This is a genomic window from Thioclava pacifica DSM 10166 (assembly GCF_000714535.1).
Classification (GTDB): domain Bacteria; phylum Pseudomonadota; class Alphaproteobacteria; order Rhodobacterales; family Rhodobacteraceae; genus Thioclava; species Thioclava pacifica.
This window is the reverse complement of record NZ_AUND01000012.1, coordinates 331,312-347,507: the sequence shown is the minus strand read 5'-3', so window position 1 is coordinate 347,507 and position 16,196 is coordinate 331,312. Positions and strand designations below refer to the sequence as shown.

13 protein-coding genes are annotated in these 16,196 nt (G+C 62.9%); 8 read left to right on the top strand and 5 right to left on the bottom strand.

Going from position 1 to position 16,196, the window contains the following annotated elements; translation table 11 throughout:
- Positions 1-78: 78 nt before the first annotated feature.
- Together ahcY and TP2_RS17940 are read right to left on the bottom strand one after the other, a co-directional pair.
- Positions 79-1,470, bottom strand: coding sequence for an adenosylhomocysteinase (gene ahcY, locus TP2_RS07480; protein ID WP_038075471.1), 1,392 nt, complete (start codon positions 1,468-1,470; stop codon positions 79-81).
- Between the two features lie 75 nt (positions 1,471-1,545).
- A complete protein-coding gene (locus tag TP2_RS17940; protein ID WP_051692316.1) occupies positions 1,546-2,043 on the bottom strand; it encodes a hypothetical protein in 498 nt (165 codons plus the stop codon).
- 151 nt (positions 2,044-2,194) lie between these two features.
- Here TP2_RS17940 and TP2_RS07470 point away from each other — a divergent pair, with 151 nt between their 5' ends.
- Positions 2,195-2,779: an HD domain-containing protein gene (locus tag TP2_RS07470; RefSeq protein WP_038075468.1), complete on the top strand. Its 585-nt coding sequence runs from the start codon at positions 2,195-2,197 to the stop codon at positions 2,777-2,779.
- 50 nt (positions 2,780-2,829) lie between these two features.
- Here the strand turns inward: TP2_RS07470 and TP2_RS07465 are convergent, their stop codons facing one another.
- The 3 genes from TP2_RS07465 to TP2_RS07455 all read right to left on the bottom strand — a co-directional run bounded on the left by TP2_RS07465 (position 2,830) and on the right by TP2_RS07455 (position 4,478).
- Positions 2,830-3,120 carry an H-NS histone family protein gene (locus tag TP2_RS07465; RefSeq protein ID WP_240473722.1) on the bottom strand — a complete coding sequence of 97 codons (291 nt, stop codon included), beginning with the start codon at positions 3,118-3,120 and terminating at the stop codon, positions 2,830-2,832.
- Positions 3,121-3,206: 86 nt separating this feature from the next.
- On the bottom strand, positions 3,207-3,761 hold the full coding sequence (locus TP2_RS07460) for an ActR/PrrA/RegA family redox response regulator transcription factor (protein WP_038075463.1): 555 nt from the start codon (positions 3,759-3,761) through the stop codon (positions 3,207-3,209).
- 54 nt (positions 3,762-3,815) lie between these two features.
- Positions 3,816-4,478, bottom strand: a complete 663-nt coding sequence (locus tag TP2_RS07455) for an SCO family protein (protein WP_038075459.1) — start codon at positions 4,476-4,478, stop codon at positions 3,816-3,818.
- A 110-nt stretch (positions 4,479-4,588) separates the two neighbouring features.
- On the opposite strand from TP2_RS07455, the gene regB reads away from it, so the two are divergent.
- The 7 genes from regB (at position 4,589) to addA (ending at position 16,153) form a co-directional block, all read left to right on the top strand.
- Positions 4,589-5,971, top strand: coding sequence for a sensor histidine kinase RegB (regB, locus tag TP2_RS07450; RefSeq protein ID WP_051692314.1), 1,383 nt, complete (start codon positions 4,589-4,591; stop codon positions 5,969-5,971).
- Positions 5,972-6,062: 91 nt separating this feature from the next.
- On the top strand, positions 6,063-7,658 hold the full coding sequence (locus TP2_RS07445) for a PAS-domain containing protein (RefSeq protein ID WP_051692312.1): 1,596 nt from the start codon (positions 6,063-6,065) through the stop codon (positions 7,656-7,658).
- 39 nt (positions 7,659-7,697) lie between these two features.
- Positions 7,698-8,165 (top strand): tRNA (adenosine(37)-N6)-threonylcarbamoyltransferase complex ATPase subunit type 1 TsaE, encoded by a 468-nt coding sequence (gene tsaE, locus TP2_RS07440; protein WP_038075456.1) that lies wholly within the window; start codon positions 7,698-7,700, stop codon positions 8,163-8,165.
- Positions 8,158-9,144, top strand: coding sequence for an aminoglycoside phosphotransferase family protein (locus tag TP2_RS07435; RefSeq protein WP_038075452.1), 987 nt, complete (start codon positions 8,158-8,160; stop codon positions 9,142-9,144). Before tsaE ends, TP2_RS07435 begins: the two co-directional genes overlap by 8 nt.
- Positions 9,128-9,814, top strand: coding sequence for a nucleotidyltransferase family protein (locus TP2_RS07430; protein WP_038075450.1), 687 nt, complete (start codon positions 9,128-9,130; stop codon positions 9,812-9,814). The genes TP2_RS07435 and TP2_RS07430 overlap by 17 nt, the downstream gene beginning before the upstream one ends.
- On the top strand, positions 9,804-12,770 hold the full coding sequence (gene addB / locus TP2_RS07425) for a double-strand break repair protein AddB (RefSeq protein WP_038075448.1): 2,967 nt from the start codon (positions 9,804-9,806) through the stop codon (positions 12,768-12,770). Before TP2_RS07430 ends, addB begins: the two co-directional genes overlap by 11 nt.
- Positions 12,767-16,153 (top strand): double-strand break repair helicase AddA, encoded by a 3,387-nt coding sequence (gene addA, locus TP2_RS07420; protein ID WP_038075446.1) that lies wholly within the window; start codon positions 12,767-12,769, stop codon positions 16,151-16,153. Before addB ends, addA begins: the two co-directional genes overlap by 4 nt.
- The last annotated feature ends 43 nt before the right edge of the window (positions 16,154-16,196 follow it).

Sequence of the window (16,196 nt, the reverse complement as noted above, 5' to 3'; positions counted from 1 at the left end):
CCTAACGCGGAGTCCCGCTTGCGACAAACAAAGGCCGCACCCGAAGGCGCGGCCTTGTCGAAGCGAAATTCGCGTCGATCAGTAGCGGTAATGCTCGGGCTTGAAGGGCCCTTCGACCGTGACGCCGATATACTCGGCCTGATCGGGGCGCAGCTCGGTGAGTTTCACGCCGATCCGCGCGAGGTGCAGGCGTGCGACCTTCTCGTCGAGATGCTTGGGCAGGATGTAGACGCCCGGCGCATACTCTTCGCCCTTGGTCCACAGCTCGATCTGCGCCAGCACCTGGTTGGTGAAGCTCGCCGACATCACGAAGCTCGGGTGGCCGGTCGCGTTGCCGAGGTTCAGCAGGCGGCCTTCGGACAGCAGGATGATCCGGCTGCCCGAGGGCATCTCGATCATGTCCACCTGGTCCTTGATGTTGGTCCATTTGTGGTTCTTCAGGCTGGCCACCTGAATTTCATTGTCGAAATGGCCGATGTTCCCGACGATCGCCATATCCTTCATCGCGCGCATATGCTCGATCCGGATGACGTCCTTGTTGCCGGTGGTGGTGATGAAGATATCGGCGCTGTCCACGACGTCTTCCAGCACGACGACCTCGAACCCGTCCATCGCGGCCTGCAGCGCGCAGATCGGATCGACTTCGGTGACTTTCACGCGCGCACCTGCACCGCGCAAGCTCGCGGCCGAACCCTTGCCCACATCGCCATAGCCGCAGACGACGGCGACCTTGCCGGCCATCATCGTGTCGGTGGCGCGGCGGATGCCGTCCACGAGGCTCTCTTTGCAGCCGTATTTGTTGTCGAATTTCGACTTGGTGACGGAGTCGTTCACGTTGATCGCCGGGAAGGGCAGCAGGCCCTTCTTGTGCAGATCGTAAAGGCGATGCACGCCGGTCGTGGTTTCTTCCGAGACACCCTTGATCGCGTCGCGCTGCTGGGTGAACCAGCCGGGGCTTTCCTTCATGCGCTTCTTGATCTGGGCGAACAGCGCCTCTTCCTCTTCCGAGGTGGGCACTTCGATCAGATCGGTCTCGCCATTCTCGACGCGCGCGCCAAGCAGGATGTAGAGCGTCGCATCCCCGCCATCGTCGAGGATCATGTTGCAGGTGCCTTCCTCGAACTGGAAGATCTTGTCGGTATAGGACCAGTATTCCTCGAGCGTCTCGCCCTTGATCGCGAAGACCGGGGTGCCGCCCGCGGCGATTGCCGCCGCTGCGTGGTCCTGCGTCGAGAAGATGTTGCACGAGGCCCAGCGCACATCCGCGCCGAGCGCTTTGAGCGTCTCGATCAGCACGGCGGTCTGCACGGTCATGTGCAGCGAGCCCGCGATGCGCGCGCCCTTCAGCGGCTGGCTCTCACCGAATTCGGCGCGGCAAGCCATCAGGCCCGGCATCTCGGTTTCGGCAATGTCGAGCTCCTTGCGGCCATACTCGGCCAGGGCGATATCCTTGATGATGTAGTCGGCCATTTGCGGCTCCCAAATCTGAATTTGGGCGCTATGTAGCACCGCAATGGTGAACCGGCAATGAAACCTGCCGTGCCGTCACGCCGCGGGCAGAATTCCCTCGCGATGGAGCAGCGCAACCGGATTGTCTCCCTGCTCCCAGCCCATCCCCGACGAGACGACGCAGGATACACCATCCGCGCGGGTGTAAACCGCTGTCCAGGTGCCCATGACAGATGACGCCCAAAGCTCCACCGAGCGATTTTTGCCAACAGCTTTCTTCACGCGCGGGCTTTCCGCAAAATCGTGATCGAGCGTTTCCAGCAGAGTCGCGCGCTGGTCGCAATAGGGCACATCGGGGCTTTGGGCGGCGCCGATCGTCGTGATCTTGTCGAAAGCTGACAGGTCGCCATAGGGGATATTCGAGCCGATATCGTCCATCGGACGCCCGTCACCCTGATATCCGTCGAGCATGATCTGCCGCGGGGTTTTCTCCAGCGGGGCGATGTCGTTCGTGACCTTAGCGATCGCGATGGTCGCTGGGATCGAAACGATGGCGATCCCGGCTAAAAGAATGGATGTCTTCGAGGCGTGCATGATGCGTCCCCCCTTTTCTCTCCGTGTCGGGAAGCAAACTCTGGGTGCGACAAAATGTTCCCAAAGGCTCTGGCGTTTACAGGCGGGGGCGGTTTGGGTAGTGCAGGAAAACCCGGCCAATGCGCCGTCATACCCATTCAGAGAGGCTCTCATGAAACGTGCCTGGCAACGCATGCTTTCGGGGCGCAGGCTCGATCTTCTGGATCCGACGCCTGTCGATATCGAGATCGAGGATATCGCGCACGGCCTGGCCTTCGTGGCGCGCTGGAACGGGCAGACTTTCGGGGATTGGCCTTATTCGGTGGCCGAGCATTCGCTTCTGGTTGAACAGATCTTCACCTATCAGAACCCGAAGATCGACCCGCGCTGGAAACTTGCGGCGCTGCTGCATGATGCGCCCGAATATGTGCTGGGCGACATGATCAGCCCGGTAAAGGCCGCGATCGGCGAGGGCTATGGTGTACTCGACGCCAAGCTCGATGCGGCGGTGCATATCCGCTTCGGCCTGCCTGCTGCTTTGCCAGTGAAAATCAAGCGGGCGATCAAGAAGGCCGATATCGTTTCCGCGCGGCTCGAGGCTGAACAGATCGCGGGATTCTCGACTCAGGAGGCCGACAAGATTTTCGGCAAGATCGCCCCTGAATTTACCGAGCGATTCAAAATTCATTTGCGCCCGCCTTCGGAAGTCCGAAAGGATTATACGGCGCGGCACGAAGCGCTATTGGCGGAAATCTGAAAAATAAAAATGCCCGCGGATTGCGGGCATTTTCAATTCTGGCGCGAATTTTAAATCGCGAGATCGTCCAGAGATTTACCCGCTGCGAGCGCTGCTTCAACCCAGCGCGGCTTGCGGCCACGGCCGGTCCAGGTCTGGCTGGCATCGTCGGGATTTGCGTATTTCGGAGCAACTGTCCGGCGCGGTTTCGACGAGCCACCGGTCAGTTCCGCCAGCGAGAACCCCATATCGCGGGCTGCTTTTTCCAGCTGTTCCAGCGCTTCTTTTTTCTTGCGGTCTTCATAACCGGCAATGGCCTTGTCGACCTGTTTGCGCAGGGTTTTCAGTTCGTCGAGGCTCATAGTTTCGAGATTCATGAGAAATGCTCCGGAATTTTTCCGGAGCATTCATAACATACCAACTTTAATTTCAAGTGGTTTTTTTTTAATTAACGCGGGCTGCGTTTCGCCAGAATACGCTGAAGCGTGCGGCGATGCATATTCAGACGACGCGCGGTTTCCGAGACATTCCGGTCGCACAATTCGTAAACGCGTTGGATATGTTCCCAGCGAACGCGATCGGCGCTCATCGGGTTTTCCGGCGGCGGCGGGGCGGTTTCGCCCTTGGCCAGAAGCGCGTTGGTCACGTCGGTCGCATCGGCGGGTTTGGCGATGTAATCGGTTGCGCCCATCTTCACCGCGGCGACGGCGGTGGCAATCGCCCCATAGCCAGTCAGCACCACGATCCGCGCGTCGGCGCGCTTTTCACGCAGCGCCTCGACCACATCGAGCCCGTTGCCATCCTCGAGACGCAGGTCGATCACCGCGTAGGCGGGCGGATTGGACTGAACGATCGCGCGTCCGGCGGCGACGGTTTCGGCAGTCTGCGTCTCGAAGCCGCGTTTTTCCATCGCGCGGGCAAGCCGCGTCAGGAACGGCACGTCATCATCCACGATGAGAAGCGACTTGTCCGGTCCGATATCCGCGCTTTTATCCTCGGCCATGAGAGCCCCCGTCCTGTTTTGCTGATCCGGTTTTAAGCTCTTGACCCTTCGGGGTCAATTTCCGCTTTCGGCGGTCTCTCCGGCTTTCTTCCACGCATCGACGAAGCAGCCCACCTTGTCAGCCATCTGCTCGGGCGTGGTGTCGCGATTGAAATATTCGACGAAGCCGATTTTCGGGAATACGAGATAGCTCTGCGTCGAATGGTCGATCAGCGTATAGGGGTCGCCCGGATCCTGAACCTTGAAATAGGTACGATATTCCTGAGAGGCCTGTCGGATCTGCTCGGGCGTGCCGGTGAGGCCGATCATCTTCGGGCTCATAAGTTCGGTAAAGGCGCGCAGCGTCTCGGGCGTGTCGCGCGCCGTGTCGACTGAAATGAAGATCGGCGTGACCGAATAGCCGCGGCCTTCCAGAATGGCGACTGCTTCGGCATTGCGCGCGCTGTCGAGGGGGCAGACATCGGGGCAATAGGTATAGCCGAAATAGATTATGCTCGGCTCGGTGATCACATCCTTGTCGGTCACCGTCTTGCCGTTCTCGTCCGTGAGGGTGAAGGGCCCGCCGATCTGACCCGTGCCGCCTGCGACCACGCTCGAGCGGCATTGCGCGAAGATATCGTCATTCGCGACGCGGGTGCTGGCAAACCAGGTAATCCCCAGCCCGGCCACCACGGCAATCGCGGCGCCAATGGCCGAATATTTCGCGACAGTGTTCATTTGCTCGTCTCCCTCGTGTCCGCGGTGCATTGATCGCGCGAAGAGGGCCGATTATCAATGTTTTCGTGCAGCGTTTCTTTCGCGTTGCGCGGTTTCGACGCGGAGGAAACATGGCCCAACGCCTGGAGGCCCAGCCCGGCCCGGCCGAGACGCATCACGACTGGGTGCGGCTTCGCACGCTCATCATTTTGCGCTGGACGGCGATCCTTGGACAGCTCGGTGCGATCCTCGTCACCTATTATGTCTATGATATCGGGCTGGATCTTCCACTTTGTCTTGCAACGGTCGGCGCGGCGGTGGCGGCAAACCTCGTGGCGATCTTCCTGTTTCCCGATACCAAGCGTCTGACTCAGACCGAAGCCGCTGCGACGCTGCTTTTCGATATGGCGCAGCTGGCGCTGCTCTTGTCGATCACCGGCGGGATGAACAACCCCTTCGCCCTTCTGATCCTTGTGCCTGTAACGATCGCCGCAACCGCGCTCGAACGTTCCGCGACGATCTTCCTGGGTCTTTCGACGATGGTCATGATCTCAATCGTGGCCGTCATCTACCTGCCTTTGGTCAGCAAGACCGGCGAGGTGATCGCGGTGCCTCAGGTGTTCGAATTCGGCTATTGGCTCGCGATCATCATTGGCGTGGCGTTCCTCGGGGCCTATGCGCACAAGGTCTCGACGGAGGTACGCTCGATGGGAGATGCGCTGCGTGCGACCCAGCTTGCCCTCGCACGTGAGCAGAAGCTGACCGATCTCGGTGGCGTCGTCGCCGCGGCCGCGCATGAGCTGGGGACACCGCTTGCAACGATCAAGCTGGTGAGTTCCGAGCTGGCCGACGAGCTCGACGACAAGCCCGAGCTACGCGACGATGCGCTACTGATCCGCGAGCAGGCGGATCGGTGCCGTGATATCCTGCATTCGATGGGGCGTGTCGGGAAAGATGATCTGCACATGCGCACCGCACCCCTTCTGGCGGTATTGCGCGAGGCGGCCGACCCGCATCTCGAGCGTGGCATCGACATCATCTTCGATGCTCACCCGGCCGAGGGGGGCTCTGATCGCCAGCCGACGATCTATCGCTATCCCGAGCTGATCCATGCCCTGCGCAACTTCATTCAGAATGCTGTGGATTTCGCGCGCTCCACCGTCTGGATCGAGGCCGAATGGGATTCCGAACGCATCACCGTGCGGGTCATCGATGACGGCAAGGGCTTTCCGACGAATGTGCTCAACCGCATTGGCGACCCGTTCTTGCAGCCGCGCTCGAACGCGTCTGAGCGCAAGGATTACGAGGGGATGGGCCTCGGCGTGTTCATCGCCAAGACGCTGATCGAGCGTACCGGTGGACGGCTGAGCTTTGCGAATGGAGATGCGCCCTATGCCTCGGCCTCCGATAATCCGACCCGCTCGGGTGCGGTGGTCGAGGTGGTCTGGCCCGCCCAGCGCATCCTTGCGCAGCAGGAAGGGGCGCTGGGGTTCAATCAGCCGATCGAGCTCTGATCCGCCCGCGGATTTAGACGCAAAATAAGACTTAACGCGGAATTAACTATTTGAGCGGCATGCTCCGAGCCGGATAGCTTGGAGGCGCCCGATGATGAACAGCGCATGGTTCGAAGCCGCATTGATTGCCCTGACCTCGGTCGGGGCGACGGTCATCGCGCTCCTGATCGTCTGGCTGATGATCGGCCGCAAACGCGCTCAAGGCCTGGAGCCCGCCAGTTCCGACGGGCTGGAGGAGACGGTTTTCCTCTTCGACAATGAGGAGCTGGTTGATGCGACCCCTTCGGCGCGGCGTCTGCTTGAGGCGACGCCCATCGGGATCAGCGACTGGGCGCGGCTCTCGGCCTTCATCGCGCCGCGGTTTTCCGATTTTCACACCCGCATCGCGGGTCTCGCCGAACATGGGCAGGTCGAAATGACGGAACGCTCGGAAACACCGGGTTCCGAGCGCATGCGGCTGATCGCGGAAGATGTCGGCGGCCTCGCCCGGATAACCCTGATCGATCCGGGCGCGGAAGGGCGCGGAATTCGGGTCGATTCCCTGTCGCAACGTGCACTTGAAGACGAGCTGGAAATGATGCGCTCCACGCTTGATCGCTCGCCGGTGATGATCTGGCGCAGTGATGCGACAGGTGCCGTAACCTGGGCCAATCGCGCCTATCTGCTGCGTGCGGACGCGTTCGAGGAGGATGGCGAAGGGTTCACATGGCCTCTGCCGGTCCTCTTCGACCTGCCTGCGCAGGGGCATGAAGAGGCCGGTCATGTCCGCGTGAAACTGATGGAGAAAGAGGAGGGTACGCGCTGGTATGACTGCCAGTCTTTCACCCTGACCGGTGGCGCGATCCATTTTGCCCTGCCCGCCGACGCGACCGTGCGCGCCGAAGCGCAGTTGCGTGAGTTCGTGCAAACCCTCACCAAGATCTTTGCCGATCTCACCACGGGGCTCGCGATTTTCGACCGTAACCGCCAGCTTCAGCTGTTCAATCCCGCGTTGATCGATCTGCTGCAACTCGGCCCGGACTTCCTCACAGGCCGTCCGACGCTCTATGCCTTTCTCGACCGGTTGCGCGAGACCCGGATGATGCCCGAGCCGAAGGATTACCGTAGCTGGCGCATCCAGATGACCGAGCTTGAGCAGGCCGCCGCCTCGGGCTTCCATTCCGAGACCTGGAACTTGCCCAACGGCCAGACCTACCGTGTCACCGGTCGCCCGCATGCCGACGGCGCTGTGGCGTTTCTCTTCGAGGATATCTCGGCCGAAGTTTCGCTGACCCGACGTTTTCGGGGCGAGATCGAGATGGGGCAGGATGTGCTCGATGCGCTGCCCGATGCCGTCGTCGTTTTCCACCCGTCGGGGGAGCTCGCACTTTCCAATACCGCCTATGCACATCTCTGGGGGCTGGAGCCGGAAACCACACTTGGTCGGATCACCCTGTCGGATGCGATCGCCCAATGGGAGGCGCTGGCCGAACCGACCGCGCTCTGGTCGCGTCTGCGCGCGGTGGCGCGCGAATTTGGTCGGCCCGAAGCGTTTTCTGAGATGATTGCCCTGACGAACGGGCTTCGCGTCAGCTGCGCGTTGCAAAGCCTGCCAAGCGGAGCCGTGATGGTTCGTTTTTCCGAACCCGTACCTCGCGAGACCGCGATGGCCGAGCACAAAGCGATGGCGGTTCTCGGGCAGGGTTAACCGCTTGCAGCGGACGTGGGGCAGGTTAAAACTTGCGCCATGCCCTCGACGCCTTGCCTTGACCTTCCCGATCCGGATGCCACGACCCGCCTCGGGGCGCTTTTCGCGCATTTTGCGCATTCCGGCGATGTCTTGTTGCTCGAAGGGCCAATCGGCGCAGGAAAAACTCATTTCGCGCGGTCGTTGATCCAGGCACGGCTGGGCCGCGCGGAGGACGTGCCCTCGCCGACCTTCACCCTCGTCCAGACCTATGAGGCCGATTGCGAAATCTGGCATGCCGATCTCTATCGCCTGAGCCATCCCGACGAGGTTTACGAGCTCGGCCTCGACACCGCTTTCGAGTCCGCGATCTGCCTGATCGAATGGCCCGACCGCTTGGGCTCCACCAGTCCCGAGGGCGCTTTGCATCTGCGTTTTGAACAAACAGACGACGGGGCCGCCCGGCGGGTCTGTTTCAGCGCGCAAACGCCCTTGGTCAGCGCCGTTCTGGAGGCGTGGGATGACTGAAAAAGGCTCTATTCCAGCCTTTCTCGCCCGCGCCGGATGGTCAGATGCCCTCCGGGCGCCGCTCGCAGGCGATGCTTCGGCGCGCAGTTACGAACGCCTGACCCGCGCGGGGGAGACCGCTGTGCTGATGAAGGCTCCGCCCGGGCCCGAAATCGCGCGCTTCCTGCGGATCGGGGCGTGGCTGTCCGAGGCCGGGTTTTCGACGCCGCAACCGCTGGCGCGCTCGGATGAGGACGGGCTGCTGCTTCTTGAGGATTTCGGCGATGCCCTGATGGCGCGGCGTTTGGCCGATCATCCTGAGGAAGAACCCGCGCTGTATCGTGAGATCACCGAGATGCTTCTCGCGCTGCATCGCCACGCGCCGCCCGAGGATCTCGCACGGCTTGACGGGGCGGGTCTCGCATCCCTTCTCGATCTCGTGCCCGCTCATTACCCCTGCACGGATCAGACCGCTGCCGCGCAGTTGAAATCCGCCATCGCTGAGACATTCGAGACGCTCTCGCAAGAACCGTTCGTGATGTGCCTACGCGATTTCCATGCCGAGAATATCATCCTTCTTGACCGGCCAGGCCTTGCCCGGCTGGGGCTGCTCGACTTTCAGGACGCGGTGCAGGCGCATCCGGCTTATGATCTCGTTTCGGCCCTTCAGGATGCGCGTCGCGACGTCTCTCCGTCGGTCGAACGCGCCGAGATTGCGCATTACGCCGCTGCGACGGGGCTCGACCTCGATCGCTTCACTGCGATCTACGCCCTTCTCGGTACCCAGCGCGCGTTGCGCATCCTCGGCATCTTCGCCAAGCTCTGCCGGGTCGATGGCAAGCCCCATTACCTTGCCTTCATGCCGCGCGTCTGGGCCTATATAGAGCGCAACCTTTCCCATCCCACTCTGGGCCATATTGCCGCGCTCCTGCGCGCGGCCTATCCGCGCCCCACGCCGGATCTGATCAAGGAGCTGCAAGCCGATGCCCCCAGCCCCTGACGCCATGATGGTCTTCGCGGCGGGCCTGGGCACGCGGATGCGCCCCCTGACCAATGACCGCCCCAAGCCGCTCGTCGAAGTGGCGGGAAAGCCGCTGATCGATCATGCGCTTGATCAGGCGCAGGCGGGCGGTGCGCGCCGCATCGTGGCGAATGTCCATTATTTCGCTGATCAGATGGTCGCGCATCTGGCTGGGCGCGGAGTGGTGATTTCGGACGAAAGCGACGAGATCCTTGAGACCGGCGGCGGATTGCGCAAGGCGCTGCCGCTTCTGGGAGAGGGACCGGTTCTCACGCTCAATACCGATGCGATCTGGACTGGTCCGAACGCGATTGCGCGGCTGCGTGCCGCCTGGGATCCTGATCGGATGAGCGCGCTCCTGATGCTTGTGCCACCCGACCGGGCATTGGGTCATACCGGCGCGGGGGACTTTACCTGCGACGAAGAGGGGCGACTGACGCGTGGTCCGGGCTATGTCTATACAGGCGCGCAAATCATCAATCCTGCTGGAATAGAGACGATTTCCGAGGAAAAATTCTCGCTCAACCTGCTCTGGAACCAGATGATCGCAGAGGGCCGGCTTTACGGGATCGTGCATGAGGGCGGCTGGTGCGATGTGGGTCGCCCGGAGTCGATCCCGCTGGCCGAGGGGATGCTCAATGGTGGTTGACCCCGGCGCGCATATTTTCGCCCTGCCGCCCGGGGTGGATTTCCCGCGCGAGCTGGTCGCGGGTCTGATTGAGCGGTTCGCGGACCGCCCGCCCGAAGCGATGGCGCGGGTGCGGCTTTATCTCAACTCCGGCCGGATGCGGCGGCGCGTCCGCGAGTACTTCCTTGAGAGTGGTGCACGGTATCTGCCGCAGCTCTTGCTGATCAGCGATCTTGGCGCCGATCCGCTCGCGGGCCTGCCGATGCCGGTCCCGAGCCTGCGCCGCAAACTCGAATTGACCCGCCTCGTCGAGGAGCTGACCCGCCGTCTGCCGGAATTCGAGGCAGGATCTAGCCATTTCGCGCTGGCAGAAAGCCTCGCGAGCCTCATGGCCGAGATGCAGAGCGAGGGCGTGCATCCCGAAAGGCTCGACCGGCTCGATATCGCCGAGACCCATGCGCGCCATTGGCAACAGAGCCTCGCCTTCATTCGCATCATCGCGCGCTATTTCGAAACTGATGGCGAGCTCGATGCCGAAGCGCGTCAGAGGCTGGTGGTCGAGACGCTGGCCCAGACCTGGCGCGACGCTCCGTCCGCGGATCCGGTGATCGTTGCCGGCTCGACGGGGTCGCGTGGCGCGACGGCGCTGTTCATGCGGCTGGTGGCCCATCTGCCCGAAGGGCTGGTCGTCCTGCCAGGGTTCGACCGGGATATGACGGATAAAGCATGGAATAGTCTCGATTCCAGCCTGTTTCCTATCGAAGATCACCCCCAATATCGCTTTCTCGCACTGCTGCGCGGCCTGGATCTCACGCCTACATCGGTTCAGGATTGGCGCGCGATTGCGGCCCCCGATCCTGCGCGCAACCGGTTGGTCTCGCTTGCTTTGCGGCCTGCGCCGGTGACCGATCAGTGGCGCGAAGAGGGCGGTTCGCTTGGTGATCTCGAAACGGCTTGTACTGGGCTCTCGCTGATTACGGCCCGTGACCCGCGCGAGGAGGCGCTGGCGATTGCGTTGGCCCTGCGCGAGGCGACGGAACGGCAGGTACAGGCGGCGCTGATCACCCCCGACCGGCTTCTTGCGCGGCGCGTCGCGGCGGCGCTCGACCGTTGGGGGATTGTGCCCGATGACAGCGCGGGCCAGCCGCTCCAGCAGACCGCGCCGGGGCGGCTGCTGCGTCATGTCGCTCAGATCGGCGGGCAGCAATTGCCGATTGCCGAGCTGATGATACTGCTCAAGCATCCGCTCAGCGCAACCGGGGCGGGGGGTGAGGCGCGCGGCCGTCACCTGCGCAACACGCGCGAACTGGAGCTTTATCTGCGCCGGAACGGGCCGGCCTTCCCGGACGCGGATGCGCTTGCCGATTGGGCTGCGAAATCCCCGGAGGAGCGCGGAATCTGGGCGGAATGGCTCGCCGGGATCCTGTCGCAGATCGTGGCCCCGTTGCCCGATCACCTCCCCACTCGAGTCGAGGCGCATCTTGCACTTTGCGAAGCGATCGCCGCGGGCCCAGGTGGCGATCCGGCTGCAAGCGAGCTCTGGCGCGAAGCGGGTGGGCGCGAGGCGCTCCGCCTGATGAGCGATCTGCGCGAGCAGGCCGAACATGCCGGGGATGTCAGCGCCGCCGATTATGCCGATCTGATCAATCGGCATCTGCAAGGCGGGATGGTCCGCCAGACGCTGACGGCCCATCCGCTGATCGCGATCTGGGGAACGCTGGAGGCGCGCGCGCAAGGTGCGGAGCTTGTGATCTGTGGCGGTCTGAACGAGGGAAGCTGGCCCGAGGCGCCAGCGCCCGACCCGTGGCTCAGCCGCCAGATGCGGTTGGAATCGGGTCTGTTATTGCCTGAAAGGCAGATTGGCCTTTCCGCACATGACTTCCAGCAGGCCGTAGCTGCGCCGCAGGTCATCCTCAGCCGCGCCGGGCGTGATGCCGAGGCACAGACGATTCCCTCGCGCTGGCTCAATCGTCTTTTGAACTTGATCAAAGGGCTGCCCGAGCAGAACGGGGCGGCCGCGCTCAAGGCGATGGAAGCGCGCGGGCAGCGCTGGATCGATCTCGCGCAGGAGCTGGAGCGGCCGAAGATCACGCTTACGCCTGCGCCGCGCCCCTCGCCGAAGCCCCCGGTCGAGGATCGCCCACGCGAGCTTCCCGTAACCGCGATTCAGACCCTGATCCGCGACCCCTATGCGATCTATGCGCGCCGAATCCTGCGTCTTCGTCCGCTCGATCCGTTGCGCCCCGAGCCCGATCCGCTCCTGCGTGGTCAGGTGCTGCATGAGATCGTCGAAACCTTCGTGAAAACCCATGTCGAGGGCGAGACACTCGACGCCGCTCGTACGCGCCTTCTCGCAATCACGCAGGAGGTTCTCGAAGCCAAAATTCCCTGGCCCAGCACGCAACGCATCTGGTTCGCACGCATCCATGGCATTGCCGAGAAATTCTGCCGCGACGAGGAGGGCCGACGAGTCAAAGGAACCCCGGCCGTGATCGAGAAAAAAGGCTCTATTCCACTGCAAAAAGTGAATTTCACACTTTCTGCGAAACCCGACCGGATCGACATTCTCGAAGATGGCAGTGCCGAGATATTTGACTACAAGACGGGCGAGCCACCGGGAGACGCAGAGGTTCTGGCCTTCAACAAGCAGATGCTGCTCGAGGCGGCGATGGTGAGCCGTGGCGCGTTCGAGCAGATCGGGCCGCGTGACGTTTCGGCGATGACCTATATCCGGCTCGGCGGGGATGGCGAAACGCGGACGATGGGCCAGACGATCAAGGTCAAGGACCGCGAAGAGACGCCCGAGGATAGCTGGGCGAAACTCGAAGAGCTGATCGCGCGCTATCTGCGCCCCTCGCAAGGTTTCACCGCGCGCCGGGCGATGCAGAAAGCGCGCGATGTGTCCGATTATGACCAGCTATCGCGGTTTGGCGAATGGGACATCACCGACACTCCGCCCAAGGAGGGTTCGGCGTGACCCAGTCGGCAAGCGAACGGCAGCAGCAGGCCTCGGTGCCCAGTCATTCGGTCTGGCTTGCGGCGAATGCGGGTTCGGGAAAGACCAAGGTTCTGACGGACCGGGTGGCGCGGATGCTGCTTTCGGGGACAGAGCCGCACCGGATCCTTTGCCTCACCTACACCAAGGCCGCGGCGGCCGAGATGCAGAACCGCCTGCTCGGGCTTCTGGGCAAGTGGGCGATGATGGAGGAGGTCGAGCTGCGGTCGGCGCTTCGCGATCTCGGGGCCGAAGGACCGCTGGGCGCAGATGAGCTTGCCACTGCGCGGCGCCTTTTTGCCCAGGCGATCGAGACACCGGGCGGGCTGAAAATCCAGACGATCCATGCCTTTTGCGCGGCCTTGCTGCGTCGGTTCCCACTCGAGGCGAAGGTGCCGCATGGCTTCTCCGAGATGGACGACCGCGCCGGACAATTGATGCGCGAGGATGTGTTGGAAGAGATGGCCAGCGGGCCTGATCGTGACCGCCTCGACGCGCTTTTGTCGATCTTTTCGGGCGAGGATTTGGCCGCGCTCGTAGGTCAAATAAGCCATAACAGTGTCGGTTTTCCGAAGGAGATCGACCTCGAAACACTACAGGCGGCCTATGGGCTGCCAGCCGGTTTCGACAGCGCGCGACTGTTGGCCCAGACCTTCCGCGCAGGCGATCTGGCGCTGATGCGCGAGGTCACGCCCCAATGCCTCGCGAGTGGCGCGAATGACCAGAAACTTGGCCGGGCGCTGGCGGCGATTACGGATCTCGATCTCGGCGCGATGCAGGCGCTTGAAGAGGTGCTTTGCGTCAAGAATCCCAAGGAGGGGCCACCTTATCAGGCCAAGGGCGAGAAGGTCGTGACGAAGGGTCTCGCAAAGACGCTCGGCGCGGGCGCATTCGAGGGTCTGGCCGACCTGTCGGAGCGAATCGCCGAGGCCCGACCGAGGCGTCTCGCCCTTGTCGCAGCTCAGCAAAGCCTGATCCTGCATCGGTTTGCCCAAGCCTTCCTTCCGCGGATTGACGCCTTCAAGGCCGCTCGCGGCTGGCTCGATTTCGACGACCTGATCGACCGCGCGGCAGCGCTGCTCGAAGATCCGTCGGTCGCGCAATGGGTACTGTTCAGGCTCGATGGCGGGATCGACCACATTCTGGTCGACGAGGCTCAGGATACGAGCCCCCGCCAATGGCGCGTGATCGAGCGGATCGCGGAGGAATTCACCGCAGGCGAAGGTGCGCGCGAGAAGCAGCGCACGCTCTTTGTCGTGGGCGACCGCAAGCAGTCGATCTACTCCTTCCAGGGCGCCGATCTGGCTCAATTCGAGACTATGCGGGCCCATTTCACCGAAAAGTTCCGCGGCATCGGGCAGGCGCTCGTGACGCTGGAGCTTGAACATTCCTTCCGCTCGGCAGCCTCCGTGCTGCGCGTCGTCGACGAAAGCTTCGCGCGTGGAGCAGAGGCTGGGCTGGGCGGTGCGCCCTCGCATATCGCTTTCCGCGAGACGCTTCCCGGTCGCGTCGATCTTTGGCCGGTGATCTCGCAGGAGGAAGCCATCGAGGAGGGCGACTGGTCCGATCCGGTAGACCTGCCAAGCAGCGCCTCGGATGTCTCGGTCCTCTCGCGCGCGATCGCCAGCGAGATCCGCGAAATGATCGCCTCGGGCGTCCAGATTCCCGATCACGAGGCGGAGGGCGGTGCGCGCCCGGTCCATGAGGGCGACTTCCTGATCCTCGTGCGCCGCCGTTCGGAGCTTTTCACCGAGGTGATCCGCGCTTGCAAAGCCATCGGGCTTTCAGTTGCGGGCGCGGACCGGCTCAAGCTCGGCGCGGAACTGGCCGTGCGCGACATCCGGTCGATTCTCGCATTCCTGGCGACGCCCGAGGACGATCTGTCGCTCGCCGAAGCGCTGCGTTCGCCACTCCTGAACTGGTCCGAGGCAGAGCTTTACGCGCTCGCCAAACCGCGCAAGGGCTTCCTCTGGGAGGCACTGCGTCACGATACCAGCCGGCCCGATACGCTCGCAATTCTACAGGATCTGCGCGATCAGGCCGATTTCCTGCGGCCTTTCGAGCTGATCGAGCGACTTCTGACCCGGCATGGCGGTCGCGAGAGGTTGCTGGCGCGGCTCGGGCCGGAGGCCGAGGACGGGATCGACGAATTGATTTCGCAGGCCTTGGCTTTCGAGCGCAACGAGGTGCCGAGCCTGACCGGGTTCCTAGGCTGGCTCGAGGCGGATGATGTCGAGGTCAAGCGTCAACTCGAAGGGGCGGGACGCGCGATCCGGGTGATGACGGTGCATGGCTCGAAAGGCCTCGAGGCGCCGATCGTGATCCTGCCCGACACGGCGAAGAAAAGAGAGCCTAATCCGCCCAAACTTCTGCGTTTGCCCGAGGGTCCGGCCGCCTGGCGACAACCGACGGCGCAGGCGCCCGCCGCACAGGACGTAGCCGCGGAGGCCGAGAAACGGGCCCGCGAGGAAGAGGCGCTGCGTCTTCTCTATGTCGCGATGACGCGGGCCGAGAAATGGCTGATCGTAGCCGGGGCTGGCGATGTCGGTCAGGGCGACGAGAGCTGGTATGCGCGGATGCAATCGGGGCTCGATCATGCCGGTACAGAAAGTGTCTCAGCTCTTTCCGAGGAGTTGCGTGCGCATGGCGAGATCCTGCGTCATTGCAATGGTGACTGGCCCGCGACGGCCATTGCCCCGGCTTCGATGGACCAAGTCACACCGCCGGAGCTTCCCGTTTGGGCATTGACCCCCGCGCCGGATGTCGCGCCAACCCCGAAACTGCTTTCGCCCTCTGATCTGGGGGGCGAGAAGGCGCTTTTCGGAGAGGGTGGTGCAGGCGATGAGGAGGCCGCAAAACGGCATGGTCGAAATCTCCACCGTCTTCTCGAACATCTCCCGCTTCGGCCCCGCGCCGATTGGCCCGAGATCGCTCGGATTCTGCTCTCGCAAGGCGAAGATGCGCTGCTTCCTGCCGAAATAGAGCCTGTTTTGACCGAGGCGCAGACGGTACTCGATGCGCCGGGCATGGCGGATTGGCTGGGCCCGGACACGTTGGCCGAAGTCGAGATCACCGCTGAAATCGCCGAGCTCGGCGCACGTATTCACGGGTTCATCGACCGGATGCGGGTCGGTCCGGAGGGTATCGAGCTGCTCGATTACAAGTCGAACCGCGTGGTTCCGGACCGTCCCGAGGATGTCCCCGAAGGGATCGTGAAGCAGATGGCCGCCTATCGAGCCGCGCTGCGCCAAATTCATCCCGGCCAGCCGATCCGCTGTTCGATCCTCTGGACGCGGAGCGGCGCGATCATGCCGCTCTCTGATGCACAGCTTGATGCGTCATTGCGAACACCCCCCGTATCTTGACGTGATGCGGGCCGGGACATACCTTCGCTGCAACCGAATTCTC

What these genes read in the sequence shown, in the direction of transcription:
- regB (WP_051692314.1), top strand. Translation starts at nt 4,589, where the DNA reads ATGGCCCAACGCCTGGAGGCCCAGCCCGGCCCGGCCGAGACGCATCAC.
- TP2_RS07465 (WP_240473722.1), bottom strand. Translation starts at nt 3,120, where the DNA reads ATGAGCCTCGACGAACTGAAAACCCTGCGCAAACAGGTCGACAAGGCC.
- ahcY (WP_038075471.1), bottom strand. Translation starts at nt 1,470, where the DNA reads ATGGCCGACTACATCATCAAGGATATCGCCCTGGCCGAGTATGGCCGC.
- TP2_RS07430 (WP_038075450.1), top strand. Translation starts at nt 9,128, where the DNA reads ATGCCCCCAGCCCCTGACGCCATGATGGTCTTCGCGGCGGGCCTGGGC.
- TP2_RS07455 (WP_038075459.1), bottom strand. Translation starts at nt 4,478, where the DNA reads ATGAACACTGTCGCGAAATATTCGGCCATTGGCGCCGCGATTGCCGTG.
- tsaE (WP_038075456.1), top strand. Translation starts at nt 7,698, where the DNA reads ATGCCCTCGACGCCTTGCCTTGACCTTCCCGATCCGGATGCCACGACC.
- TP2_RS07470 (WP_038075468.1), top strand. Translation starts at nt 2,195, where the DNA reads ATGAAACGTGCCTGGCAACGCATGCTTTCGGGGCGCAGGCTCGATCTT.
- TP2_RS17940 (WP_051692316.1), bottom strand. Translation starts at nt 2,043, where the DNA reads ATGCACGCCTCGAAGACATCCATTCTTTTAGCCGGGATCGCCATCGTT.
- TP2_RS07445 (WP_051692312.1), top strand. Translation starts at nt 6,063, where the DNA reads ATGATGAACAGCGCATGGTTCGAAGCCGCATTGATTGCCCTGACCTCG.
- TP2_RS07460 (WP_038075463.1), bottom strand. Translation starts at nt 3,761, where the DNA reads ATGGCCGAGGATAAAAGCGCGGATATCGGACCGGACAAGTCGCTTCTC.
- addB (WP_038075448.1), top strand. Translation starts at nt 9,804, where the DNA reads ATGGTGGTTGACCCCGGCGCGCATATTTTCGCCCTGCCGCCCGGGGTG.
- TP2_RS07435 (WP_038075452.1), top strand. Translation starts at nt 8,158, where the DNA reads ATGACTGAAAAAGGCTCTATTCCAGCCTTTCTCGCCCGCGCCGGATGG.